Origin of the sequence: Megasphaera sp. DISK 18 (assembly GCF_001682955.1) — a bacterium.
In the GTDB taxonomy this organism is placed as follows: Bacteria; Bacillota; Negativicutes; order Veillonellales; family Megasphaeraceae; genus Megasphaera; species Megasphaera massiliensis.
Genome location: NZ_LUGJ01000008.1, coordinates 19,231 through 31,296, shown reverse-complemented (window position 1 = coordinate 31,296; position 12,066 = coordinate 19,231). Strand labels below are relative to the sequence as shown.

Here is a 12,066-nt window from a genome sequence, read left to right as displayed (position 1 = left end):
GGTATCACCGGTATGGGCTGTCGATAAATTGGCCGTTAGTCGACCAGGTTTTGATATCGTCGAATTTGATGTAGATGTTTTCCGGCGGAATGCCGAGGACGTCCTGGAAGGCAGCGGTCATTTCGGTGCTGAAGACTCCGAAGCCGGCGTGATCCGGGCGGCCGAAGAGAGAGGCTTCGATGTAGGCGATTTTCCAGGTATCTTTGCCGCGGAGGTAGAGGCGGCAGTTATCTTCAATCCCAAAGAGGAGGTAATTTTCGTTCAGGCCGGGAACGGCTTCGATGGCTTTTCCCAGACGGGATTTCAATTCTATTTCTTGGTCGCGGCTGACCGGTACGTTTACTTTGGCTATGACAAAAGGCATTAGGCAGCCCTCCATTCTCGTAACTGAGCTAAAATCTTGTCGGCTACTTCCTGATGCTTCATCTGGTATGTGTGGCCTGTCTTTTCGATGAAGATCAGGGAATTGTCTTTGGCAGTCGGCATGTGGGCATTGAGGTTTCTTAAAAATTCAGACGGATCGCCGTCGGTGAAGTTGTCGTACGTGCCTACCAGAAGGGCTCCCGTATGGGACAGGGCCGAGGCCTGTGAAAAGTCCCCGTCTTTTGCGGTGTGGACATTATTGAGCAGATTAGAAAACTGCCAGTCCCAAGCCGTGTCGGCAATGCAGGTTACCCAGCCCATGAAGGGGAAAGGCAGCATTTGATCGCCGTCTCCGCGCGCGACCTGTTCTTTGATCAGCGTTTTTTCACGGTTGGTGACGCCGGACATCATATAGGTCAGGTTGGCCGGCGACAGGAGGAAGAAGTGTTCCACCCGTTTATCGTGATGGCGGGACAGGTAGTAAATGACCTTATTGGCGCCGAGGATGATGTGCTTGTAGCCTTCTTTTTGGGCAAAGGTGAGGTAAGCGTCGAGGTCGTCGTCGGTATAGGCAAAGCGTTCGTTCCACGAGCCGATCGTTTCCACCTTACCGGTACGGACGTTGACCGTCGGGATTTCACTGAAGGCGTTGTTGGTCTGGGCGTAGATGAAATCGATGTCGCCGCCGTTTAAGGTGTCGCCGATATTATAATAGAAGGGGTTGGAATAAAAATTGCCGTGGATGCCGGTGATGGCAATCATGACGGTGTCGGCTTTACGTTCTTTCTGTTTGCGAAAGAGGACGCCGTTTAAGACGACGCCGCGATTAGTCGGCACGTTCAGTTGAAACATCATGACCTGTCAGTCCTTTCTGAAAATGCATTTGTGAGACGGCGACGAATAACAGGCGTTGCAGGATATGCAGGCAGCTACAGTCGTTTCGCCGCTTTTGAGTTTATTCGGCAGATCCGGTTCCCGCAAAAGGGGGCGGGAGAGGGCAATCATTTCGATCTTGGTTTGGTTCAGTACGGCTTCCATCGTATCGAAGCTTCTCAACCCGCCGACGAGGATGACCGGAACGTCGGTGGCTTCAGCCAGCTTGGCTGCAAAGGGGGCGAAGTAGGCTTCGTTTTGATGGGGACGGATGCCGGGGACGGACGTGCCGTTGCCGCTGACTTCGATGGAATCTAGGCCGGCCTGACAGAGGTGCAGGGACATATCAAGGCTTTGGGCTTCATCTAAGCCGCCGGCCATGAAGTCGTTGCTGTTGATCTTGGCCGTGATATGGAGGGTCGGGGCCTTTTCCCGGATGGCCTTTATGATTTCTGTGACCAGCCTGGTCCGGTCCTCCGTGCTGCCGCCGTATTCGTCTGTCCGGTGGTTGACCAAGGGAGAGACCAAGCGACTCAAAAAGAAAAAGTGGGCGACGTGGATCTGGACGCCGTCAAAGCCTGCTTTTTCAGCGCGAAGGGCAGCGTCGATGAATTGATCTCGCACGGCGTGGATTTCTTCTGTCGTCATGTCGTCGGGCTCGACTTGCTCGAAGCTGTTTCCGACGGGGCGGTAGTAGGCGCCTAGGGCTAGCTGGGTGATGACCGGGACGCCTTGAGCGTGGATGATATCGGTCAGTTTTTTATACTGCGGAATGAGGGCGTCGTCAGAAAGGCGCATCATGCCGCCGAAATAATAGTCGTTGGCAGACACGCTGGTAAAACCGGTGATGATGGTGCCGACGCCGCCTTTGGCAATTTCATCGTAGATGCTGTAGGCTTCTTCGGTGACGCTGCCGTCGCGGTTGGCAATGCCTTCCCAGGTCGCCGACCGTACCAGACGGTTGTTGGCTTTCAGATTTTTCAAGGTTATGTTGTCAAAGAGGTGTTTCATTATTTTTCACTCCTATCAGATTGTCGGATTAGATTGATTTTTCGTTCTGCCTACATTATAATTAGAAACGTAGAAAAAACAAGAAGAGAGATTTTTCTTCGTAACTATAAAAAATATAGTGAAGGTGATTTTATGGGAAATAAACCGCTTCCGAAAGAACAAAACATCTATGAAACAGACTGCCCGATTCTCTATGCCATGGAGCTTATCGGTCAGAAATGGAAACTGCCGATTTTATGGTATATGGCCGATGCCGAGAACCAGACCCTGCGCTACGGGGAATTGGAACGAAAGGTCGTGGGCATTACACCGACCATGCTGACCAAGTGCCTGCGGGAATTGGAACACGACAAGCTGGTGAACCGAAAACAGTACAGTACGATTCCGCCGACAGTCGAGTATTCTCTGAGCGAACGGGGAAAGAGCCTGATCCCGGCTTTGCAGTCGGTCTATGAATGGGCCGAGTCACAGTTGGACTCGAGCCGTGAATAGGCACGCTGTCAAAATGCAGCTGGCGCCTCCTTTTTGCCTTATTGATAAAAAATAGGACAACTAAGGGGGCTGAAAGGGGAGCGGAGCGGCGGCGGAACGCAGAAAATGGCGGAACTGCCTAATTTCTCCCAATCTATTGCAAAGTTTGACACTCCCGCGGTATAATGTATAATTGATATGATATAACAGTGTAAATTGCAGATTTTGTAAATTGGAGGTCTCGGATAGGTGTTAAATAAACTCATACAAAGACTGCTCGGAAATAATACGGAGCATGAACTGAAGAAGATGTGGCCCATCGTTCGCCGCATCAATGATCTGGAGCCGAAATTAGCCGGATTGAGCGATTCGTCGCTGCAAGAAAAGACCTTTGAATTCAAAAATCGTTTGGCTGCCGGTGAAACGCTGGATGATATCCTGCCCGAAGCCTTTGCCGTCGTTCGTGAAGCATCCCGTCGCGTAACGGGGATGCGTCATTTTGACGTCCAAATCCTGGGCGGTATCGTCCTCCATCGCGGAGATATCGCTGAAATGCGTACCGGTGAAGGGAAAACCTTGGTTGCCTCCCTTCCGGTATACCTCAATGCCTTGACCGGTAAAGGTGTTCACGTCGTCACCGTCAATGACTACCTGGCTACTCGTGACAGTGAAGACATGGGCCGTATCTATAAGTTCCTCGGCCTGTCCGTCGGCCTCATCGTCCACGATCTCACGTATGAACAGCGCCGCCGGGCTTATAACGCCGACGTCACCTATGGGACGAACAACGAATTCGGCTTCGACTACCTGCGTGACAACATGGTCATCAGTGCCGACCAGATGGTACAGCGATCGCTGAACTACTGTATCGTCGACGAAGTGGACTCGATCCTCATCGACGAAGCGCGGACGCCGCTCATCATTTCCGGCCCCGGTGAAAAGTCGACGGAGTTGTACAGCACCCTGGCTGCCATCGTCAAGCACTTCGACAAAGAAGACTACACGATGGATGAAAAGCAAAAGACCATTGCGCCGACCGATTCCGGTGTCGCCAAGGTCGAAAAGATGCTGGGCATCAGCAACATGTTCGACAACGAACACCTTGATTTGAACCACTTGGTCATCCAGGCCCTGCGGGCTCGCTTCATGATGCACCGCGACAAGGACTACGTCGTAAAGAACGGCGAAATCGTCATCGTCGACGAATTTACGGGCCGTCTCATGTTCGGCCGCCGTTACAGCGATGGCCTCCATCAGTCCATTGAAGCCAAGGAAGCCGTCAAGGTCCAGGGCGAAAGCAAGACCCTGGCTACGATTACCTTCCAGAACTACTTCCGTATGTACGACAAGCTGGCCGGCATGACCGGTACGGCCAAGACGGAAGAAGACGAATTCAATAAGATTTATAAGCTCGACGTCTACGTCATCCCGACGAATAAACCGGCCATCCGTAAGGATTTGCCCGATGTCATCTATAAGACGAAAAACGCCAAGTACCGCGCCGTTGTGCGGGAAGTCATCAAGCGCCACGCTACGGGTCAGCCGATCCTGGTCGGTACGACGTCGATCAATCAGTCGGAAATCTTAAGTCAGCTTCTCAATAAAGAAAACATCGTTCACAACGTGCTGAACGCCAAATACCATGAAAAAGAAGCCGAAATCATCAAGAACGCCGGCCAGCGCGACATGGTCACCATTGCCACTAACATGGCCGGCCGCGGCACGGATATCAAGCTCGGCGAAGGTGTTGCTGAACTGGGCGGTCTGATGATCATCGGTACGGAACGCCACGAAAGCCGTCGTATCGATAACCAGCTTCGCGGTCGTGCTGCCCGTCAGGGCGACCCGGGGACGACGCAGTTCTTCCTGTCCCTCGAAGATGACTTGATGCGCATCTTCGGTTCGGAAAACATTTCCCGCTTCATGGATAAGCTGGGCATGGACGAAGACGAACCGATTACGGCCAACATGATTACCCGGTCCATTGAAAAGGCCCAGAAGAAAGTCGAAAGCCACAACTTTGAAATCCGTAAGTACGTCCTTGAATACGACGACGTCATGAACCAGCAGCGTGAAGTCCTCTACAACCAGCGCCGCCAGGTCCTGACCGCCGACGACTTAAAGGATACGATCATGGGCATGGTCGACGACATTATCCTTGCCGAACTCGACAAGTACGCCGACGAAAAACTGTATCCCGAAGAATGGGATTTTGCCGGCCTCTTGGCCCAGATGCAGCAGTACTTCGTACCGAAGCATGCCGTAACCGTCGAAGAACTGGAAAACATGAGCCGTATCGAAGTTCAGGAAAAACTGAAACAGATCGCTGTCGATCTTTATAACGAACGGTTCAACGAATTTGGCGAAGAGACCATGAAGGAATTGGAAAAAGCCGTCATGCTCCGCGTCGTCGACAGCAAGTGGATGGATCATCTGGACGCCATGGATGCCCTCAAAGAAGGGATCAACCTCCGCGCCTACGGCCAGAAGAACCCCTTGGTCGAATACAAATTCGAAGCCTACGAAATGTTCTCGGAAATGGTGGAATCAATCAAACGGACGGTCATTACCTTCCTGTACCACATTCAGGTTACGTACAGCAAGCCCGTTCCCCAGGCCGAAGACCATCTGCAGGGGGCCCATGAAGTCCACGAAGAAAGCAAGCCCGTCAGCGCCGAAGACATTCAGCGCGATGAAGAACAGGGACGGGAATAAAGAACGAGACGTTATTAATAGGACGAAAAAACGATATTTAACTGAAAAGTTGGTGATTAATTGTGTTATTGGATGAAATGCGTAAACCGCTGGAAGATTTAAAACAAAGAATACAAGAAATCGGGGATTCACTTTAACTTACCTCGGAAAAAAGAACGTATCATGGATTTAGATATCCAGATGAGCGACCCCTCATTCTGGAACGACCCGGACAAGGCCAAGCAGATTTCCCAGGAAGCGACCCTGCTCAAGACGGAAGTCGAAGGCCACGAAACGCTGGTCCGCAAAGCCGATGACCTCATCGACTACCTCGACATGGCCATGGAAGACGGCGACGCCTCCTTTGCAGCGGACATCGAAAAACAGTATAATGACCTTCTGCGGGACATTGAAAAGCGGGAAGTTCTCTTGCTCTTATCCGGTGAGTACGACAACTGCAACGCCCTCATCACCTTCCACGCCGGTGCCGGCGGAACGGAAGCCCAGGACTGGGCGCAGATGCTGATCCGCATGTATACCCGCTGGGCCGAACGGAACGGTTATAAACTGACCGTCCTCGACATGCAGCCCGGCGATGAAGCGGGCATCAAGAGCGCGGCCTTCCGCGTCGAAGGCGACTATGCCTACGGTTATTTGAAATCGGAAAAAGGCGTTCACCGCCTGGTCCGCATCTCTCCTTTTGACGCTGCAGCCCGCCGCCATACGTCCTTTACGGCCGTCGATGTCATGCCGGAACTGCCCGACGATGTCGAAGTCGAAATCAATATGGACGACGTCCGCGTCGATTATTTCCGCGCCTCCGGTGCCGGCGGTCAGCACGTCAACAAGACGAGTTCCGCCGTCCGCATGACCCACATTCCGACGGGCATCGTCGTCCAGTGTCAGAATGAACGGTCTCAGCTCCAGAATAAGGAAATGTGCCTGAAATATCTGCGGGCTAAACTCTTTGAACTGGAACAGGAAAAGCAGGAAAAACTGAAAGCCGAAATCGGCGGCGTCCACCAGGCAATCGAATGGGGGAGCCAGATCCGTTCCTACGTATTCCACCCATACAACCTGGTCAAGGATCATCGGACCAACGTCGAAACGGGGAACATCCAAGCCGTCATGGACGGTGACCTCGATATCTTTATCGAAGGCTACTTACAACAGGCGAAGGAACAGAAGTTATCGAAGCAGGAGCTTTAAATGAAGAAATGGATCATTGTCTGTGTCCTGGCTGCGGTCTTTTTGGTCGGCGCCAACTCTTTTGCGCCGCAACTGGCCGAGGTCGGTCTGTCACAGGCCTTGTCTGCTAAATTTAATTTGCAAAACGATGATGTCCGCGTCCAAGCATCGCCGGGAGCGAAGATTTTTCTCGGCGATATCGACGCGGTTACCGTTCATGCTACGAATTCTATGGCCGGCGATTTGAAGTTCGCCAATTTTGACAGTAACCTCTATGGGGTCCACTTCCAGCCTTTGCAGGCCCTGGTGTATCAGGAACTGCGCGTGACCCGCGTCGAAAGCGGGGATATGGCGGCGTCCATTCGCCGGGAAGACCTGGAGGACTACTTGGTCAAGAAAATCGATGGCCTGACCGACCCGAGCGTCTCTTTTGAAGGCGATTCGGTCCGCGTTCAGGGCAAGGTGAAGCTCGGCGGCCTGGTATCGGCCCGGGCTGACGTCCGCGGCCATTTTGGCATGAAGGGTACGAAACTGATGTTCATCCCCGAGACGGTCACCGTCGAAGGGCTGGGCATGCAGGTCAGCACGACGAAGCTGGCCAGCGCAGAGATTTACGATTTTACGGATTTCCCCTTGGGAATCCAGCCTGATCGCGTCGTCCTCCACGACGGTCTGTTGACCATTCACGGCCAGGTGAGCAATTCATAGATAAGGTGAAGAGAATGACAAACATAAATAAACGCAGTATGCGGATGATGATACTGATCGTGTTCATCGGTCTCATCACGGCGATCGGCCTGTGCATACAGCGCAATGCCGTAGAAAAACAGTCGACGACAATTGAACAGGCGATGGACTTCGATGCCGTCGTCTTGATGGCCCGCAACGACGGCTACGATTTGGATACGGCCCTTCAAATGGCCCGCGATGCCGGCGTTACGAGTTTTACCATTTATGATACGACGCTCAACAAGCTGACCCAGCGCGGGGAACTGTCGCTGGTTACGAAATTGGGGGCCGATCTCTATTATCCCCAGTTCGGCATTACCGATAAGTCCTATGACTACTATCTCATCGGAAAGCCTCAGGGCGAACAGGACCTCTACTTCGATGAAGTCGTGTCCGACCTCAGCACGCGTCTTGGCAGCGATAAGGTCAAAGTCATGTCCAACGGTGCCTACCGCATTGCCGGCATCAAGGGCGTCATGCCCGGTCTCGGCGACGTCAACTTGGGCATCCTGAGCGCCGATGCTAAGATTATCAGCGACCACGGCTTCTACGTCATCCTGCGGCCGACGAATTACAGCAACCCGACGAAAGCCGACGTCGACCATTTCTTTGCCCGGGCTGACAAGATCCAGGACGTATCGGGCATCATGTTCGTCGGGAAAGAAGTGTTGGGCTATACGCCGGTCGCCGGCGAACGAAAGGATATGCTCGACTATACGGCGGACAATTTGAACCGCCGCGACATCCCGTTCTATATGATCGAGTCCGTCGATCAGCTCCAGTACAACCAGCAGGACGGCATGTATGATCTGTCGGGCCTCGTCCATTATCGGACGGCCCGGGTCTATGCCATGGCCAAGGAAGAACTGGAAAAGATTACGCCGGAAGAAGCGGCTATGCGCTTTTACATCAGCGACCTTGAACGAAACGTCCGGGTCAATCTCTATCCCTTGTATAAGAAGCCCCTTCACGGCATGAACCTGACCCAGACCAACTTGTCCTATATCAAGACCGTATCGGATAAGCTGCCTGAACGGGGTTATACCCTCGGCCGGGCTTCGGTCATGGAAGCGTACTATCCGAACCGCCTGTTCTTAGCCATCGTAGCAGCGGCAGCGGCCTGCGGCTTCGTCTTCGTCCTCAACCTGCTCATCCCCTTGAAGGATCGGCAGAACTATATCCTCATGGCCCTTGGCATCATCGTCGCCGTCATCGGTGCCGTCGTCGCCAAAGGAGCCTTGTTCCTCCAGACCTGGGCCATCGGCTGTGCTGCCGCAGCGCCGACAGCGGCCATTCTCTTGTCCCTCGATTACTGGAAACAGAAGAAGCTTACGAAGAAACTCGGCTACGGCCGGGTCATCCGTGACGGCACGCTGGGCCTTTTCTTTGCCGTAGCCGTCTCCATGATCGGCGGTCTCTATATCGCCGCCATGCTGGGCAACATCCGCTTCTTCATGGAATTTGATTTTTACCGCGGCGTCAAACTGACCTTCATCCTGCCGCTCCTCCTGGTGGCTATCGGCTATCTGCGCCGGTTCCCCCTCATGGGGCAGACCATTGCGTCGCCGGCAGATCTTAAGGTCTTTGCCAAGGATTTCCTCAACATCCCCATTAAGATGGGGACCATCCTGATCCTCGGCGTCATCGCCGTGGTCGGCATCATCTTTGTCGGCCGCAGCGGCCATACGTCGGGCGTTCCCGTACCGGGAATCGAAGTTGCTATGCGCCGCTTCTTAGAAAATGTCATGTACGCTCGTCCTCGGGAAAAGGAATTTCTCGTCGGCCATCCGAGCTTTTATCTCATGGTAGCTGCCTTGTACCGTAAATGGCCGCAGCTGCTGCACTTCTTCCTGGTCATCGCCGCCACTATCGGTGTCGGCTCCATGGTGGAAACCTTTGCCCATATCCGGACGCCTTTCCTCATGTCCTTTATCCGCGGCATCAACGGCTGGGTAACGGGGATGGTCGTCGGCATCGCCCTGATCATCGCCATTGCCATCGTCCGTTACGTCACGACGTGGCTGGGAAAGCAGGTGGAAAACCGTGACTAGGGTCGTTATTTCCGGCTATTACGGCTTTGCCAATGCCGGCGACGAGGCCATGTTGGCGGCTATCGTCGGCTCGTTAAAAGACATCATTCCCGACGTGGATATTACGGTCATTACCGGAAACTGCCGAATGACTTGGGAAAATCATAAGGTACAGGCTGTTCATCGCCTGAATTTCTTTGCTATCGCAGCGGCCATTCGCCGCTGTGATATTCTTATAAGCGGCGGCGGCAGCCTGCTCCAGGACGTGACCAGTGCCAGGAGCCTCCACTACTACCTGTGGATCATGAAAATCGCCTTGTTCTTTAAAAAGCCGGTCATGCTCTATGCCCAGGGCATCGGTCCCGTCCGCGGCATCAAGGCCCGGAAGGCCGTGCAGAAGGTCCTGCAGCAGGTCGCCGTCATCGGCGTCCGCGACCGGGAATCGAAGGCGGAACTTTCTGACATGGGCGTAACCCGTCCGCCCATCCATGTGACGGCCGACGCCGTCTTGTCCATGCATCCCGTCGATAAGGCCATCGGCCGTCAGATTTTGGAACGGCATGGATTTACGGGAAGCCGACGGAAAGTCGGCATTGCCGTTCGCAACTGGCAGGGCCATCAGGCCTATAAGGACGCCATTGCCGAGGCAGCCGACCGACTGCAGCAGCAAGAAGACGTGGACATCATCTTCATTCCCATGCAGCATCCGGAAGACGTCGACGCCGGCCGCGATATTGCCGACCGCATGAAAAGGGCGGCCATCGTCCTCGACGACCGCTATTCGACGGTAGAATTCATGTCCCTCATGGGCTGCATGGATGCGGTCATCGCCAACCGGCTCCACGCCCTCATCTTTTCGGCCCTCATGGAAACGCCGGCGACGGCCATTTCCTATGATCCGAAAATCGACAGCTTCATCCATCTCATCGGCGATCGGGTCTCAGGGACGACGGAATCGGTGACGGCAGAAGCCTTAGCCTCCCGCGTCAGTCAGCAGCTGGCCCAAGGGGGACTCGAGCCGGCCATCAAGGCCCGTCTCAACCATCTGCGCCGCCAGTCCCTGCGAAATGCCTACTTGGCCCTGCGCATTTTAGAAGGGCGGGACGGCGTCCGCAAACGACTCGAACAGCATCGGAGGTCTCTATGATTGAATTTAAAAATGTATCCAAGGTCTACGACAATGGTTCCGTTGCCCTCGACCAGGTATCCCTTCAGATCGGTAAGGGCGAATTCGTCTTCGTCGTCGGCGCCAGCGGTGCCGGCAAGTCGACGCTGATCCGCCTCTTGTCTCATGAAGAACTGCCGACGAAAGGGTCTGTCTTCGTGAACGATATCGAAGTCAACCGCCTGGCCAAGAAGAGCGTGCCCTACCTGCGCCGTAAAATGGGCATCGTCTTCCAGGACTTTCGCCTCCTGCCGAATAAGACGGCTCAGGAAAATGTGGCCTTTGCCATGGAAGTCATCGAAGCACCGCGCCGCGTCATTCGCCGCCGGGTCCGCGAAGTCCTCGATCTGGTCGGCCTCATCGGCAAAGCCGACGCCCTGCCGAAAAACCTCAGCGGCGGGGAACAGCAGCGCGTAGCCATTGCCAGAGCCATCGTCAATCGGCCGCTCCTGCTCATTGCCGACGAACCGACAGGGAACCTCGATCCCGATACGTCCGAGGATATTATGGAAGTCTTTAAGAAAATCAACCACATGGGAACGACGGTCCTCATGGTAACCCATGACAAGACCTTAGTCGACATGATGAATAAACGCGTCATCGAATTGGATGACGGCAAGGTCGTCCGTGACGAACAGCGAGGAGGATACGACGATGAAAATTAGAACCATGCACTACTACACCGTCGCTGCCTTCCAATCTTTTTGGCGCAACCGCTTCATGTCGGTGGCCTCTATTGCAACGGTCGCCATATCCTTGTTCATCTTGGGCATCTTCATGACCCTCGTGGCCAATCTCGACTATTTTGCTGAAAATCTCGAAAGCCAGGTTGAAATCACGGTCTACTTGAAAGACGGTGCCACCCAGGCTGACATCGACAGCGTCGCCCGCCGCCTTCAGGCCCTGCCCGACGTCAAGTCGGTCACCTTTACCGATAAGAATCAGGCCATGGATATCTTAAAGGAACGCATGAAGGACCAACCGGGTATCCTCGACGCCCTGGAAGGGAAGAACCCCTTGCCGAGCTCTTATGAAGTGACCTTTACCCAGCCGGAAGCCGTCCGGCGGACGGCGGACATCGTCGCCGATTACCCCGAAGTCGAAGGGACACATTATGGTCAGGAAATCATTGAACAGCTCTTTAAGATCACGACCATCATCCGTTGGGGCGGCATTGCCCTCATCGTCTTCCTGACCCTGGCCATGTTGTTCATCATTTCCAATACGATCCGCCTGACCGTCTTTGCCCGGCGTAAAGAAATCGCCATCATGAAATACGTCGGGGCGACGAACTGGTTCATCCGCTGGCCCTTCCTCTTAGAAGGCCTGTTCCTGGGCTTTATCGGCGGCGTCATTGCCGACATAGCCCTTTATCAGTTCTACGACTTTGCCGTCGCGTCGATCCATGAGTCCCTGGCCTTCTTGCCGATGGTCAGCGTCTTTCCCTTTATGTACCGCACGGCAGGCGTCCTCTTGATCATCAGCATGGTCATCGGGGCCATTGGCAGTACCATTTCTCTGAAACGTTATATGAAGGTGTAA

11 protein-coding genes are annotated in these 12,066 nt (G+C 54.0%); 8 read left to right on the top strand and 3 right to left on the bottom strand.

What is annotated here, in order from left to right:
- Positions 1 to 4 precede the first annotated feature (4 nt).
- From A0U42_RS01765 to A0U42_RS01755, 3 genes are read right to left on the bottom strand one after another with little or no spacing between them, the layout of a single operon-like run.
- Positions 5 to 364 (bottom strand): hypothetical protein, encoded by a 360-nt coding sequence (locus tag A0U42_RS01765; protein ID WP_065359629.1) that lies wholly within the window; start codon positions 362 to 364, stop codon positions 5 to 7.
- Positions 364 to 1,218 carry an alpha/beta hydrolase gene (locus tag A0U42_RS01760; protein ID WP_083122123.1) on the bottom strand — a complete coding sequence of 285 codons (855 nt, stop codon included), beginning with the start codon at positions 1,216 to 1,218 and terminating at the stop codon, positions 364 to 366. The genes A0U42_RS01765 and A0U42_RS01760 overlap by 1 nt, the downstream gene beginning before the upstream one ends.
- Positions 1,219 to 1,224: 6 nt before the next feature.
- Positions 1,225 to 2,247: an NADH:flavin oxidoreductase gene (locus A0U42_RS01755; protein WP_065359628.1), complete on the bottom strand. Its 1,023-nt coding sequence runs from the start codon at positions 2,245 to 2,247 to the stop codon at positions 1,225 to 1,227.
- Positions 2,248 to 2,379: 132 nt separating this feature from the next.
- On the opposite strand from A0U42_RS01755, the gene A0U42_RS01750 reads away from it, so the two are divergent.
- The 8 genes from A0U42_RS01750 (at position 2,380) to ftsX (ending at position 12,066) form a co-directional block, all read left to right on the top strand.
- Positions 2,380 to 2,739: a helix-turn-helix domain-containing protein gene (locus tag A0U42_RS01750; protein WP_065359627.1), complete on the top strand. Its 360-nt coding sequence runs from the start codon at positions 2,380 to 2,382 to the stop codon at positions 2,737 to 2,739.
- 228 nt (positions 2,740 to 2,967) lie between these two features.
- The gene (gene secA / locus A0U42_RS01745) at positions 2,968 to 5,433 is read left to right on the top strand and encodes a preprotein translocase subunit SecA (protein ID WP_083122119.1); all 2,466 of its coding nucleotides are present in this window, start codon (positions 2,968 to 2,970) and stop codon (positions 5,431 to 5,433) included.
- Positions 5,434 to 5,510: 77 nt separating this feature from the next.
- Positions 5,511 to 6,621 (top strand): peptide chain release factor 2 gene (prfB, locus tag A0U42_RS01740; RefSeq protein ID WP_276535320.1). Its coding sequence is split into 2 segments (ribosomal slippage): positions 5,511 to 5,567 and positions 5,569 to 6,621, totalling 1,110 coding nucleotides; the frame shifts between segments, so codons are not numbered across the junction.
- Positions 6,622 to 7,308, top strand: coding sequence for a DUF2993 domain-containing protein (locus tag A0U42_RS01735; RefSeq protein ID WP_065359626.1), 687 nt, complete (start codon positions 6,622 to 6,624; stop codon positions 7,306 to 7,308). It begins immediately after the preceding gene.
- A 14-nt stretch (positions 7,309 to 7,322) separates the two neighbouring features.
- A complete protein-coding gene (locus A0U42_RS01730) occupies positions 7,323 to 9,380 on the top strand; it encodes a DUF5693 family protein (protein ID WP_065359625.1) in 2,058 nt (685 codons plus the stop codon).
- On the top strand, positions 9,373 to 10,506 hold the full coding sequence (gene csaB, locus A0U42_RS01725; protein ID WP_065359624.1) for a polysaccharide pyruvyl transferase CsaB: 1,134 nt from the start codon (positions 9,373 to 9,375) through the stop codon (positions 10,504 to 10,506). Before A0U42_RS01730 ends, csaB begins: the two co-directional genes overlap by 8 nt.
- Positions 10,503 to 11,189: a cell division ATP-binding protein FtsE gene (ftsE, locus tag A0U42_RS01720; protein ID WP_044503083.1), complete on the top strand. Its 687-nt coding sequence runs from the start codon at positions 10,503 to 10,505 to the stop codon at positions 11,187 to 11,189. Before csaB ends, ftsE begins: the two co-directional genes overlap by 4 nt.
- Complete coding sequence (gene ftsX / locus A0U42_RS01715; protein ID WP_044503082.1) at positions 11,179 to 12,066, top strand: permease-like cell division protein FtsX; 888 nt, start codon at positions 11,179 to 11,181, stop codon at positions 12,064 to 12,066. The genes ftsE and ftsX overlap by 11 nt, the downstream gene beginning before the upstream one ends.

Coding starts and splice junctions, on each gene's coding strand:
- ftsE (WP_044503083.1), top strand. CDS start 10,503: ATGATTGAATTTAAAAATGTATCCAAGGTCTACGACAATGGTTCCGTT.
- ftsX (WP_044503082.1), top strand. CDS start 11,179: ATGAAAATTAGAACCATGCACTACTACACCGTCGCTGCCTTCCAATCT.
- A0U42_RS01765 (WP_065359629.1), bottom strand. CDS start 364: ATGCCTTTTGTCATAGCCAAAGTAAACGTACCGGTCAGCCGCGACCAA.
- A0U42_RS01750 (WP_065359627.1), top strand. CDS start 2,380: ATGGGAAATAAACCGCTTCCGAAAGAACAAAACATCTATGAAACAGAC.
- A0U42_RS01730 (WP_065359625.1), top strand. CDS start 7,323: ATGACAAACATAAATAAACGCAGTATGCGGATGATGATACTGATCGTG.
- A0U42_RS01735 (WP_065359626.1), top strand. CDS start 6,622: ATGAAGAAATGGATCATTGTCTGTGTCCTGGCTGCGGTCTTTTTGGTC.
- A0U42_RS01760 (WP_083122123.1), bottom strand. CDS start 1,218: ATGATGTTTCAACTGAACGTGCCGACTAATCGCGGCGTCGTCTTAAAC.
- A0U42_RS01755 (WP_065359628.1), bottom strand. CDS start 2,247: ATGAAACACCTCTTTGACAACATAACCTTGAAAAATCTGAAAGCCAAC.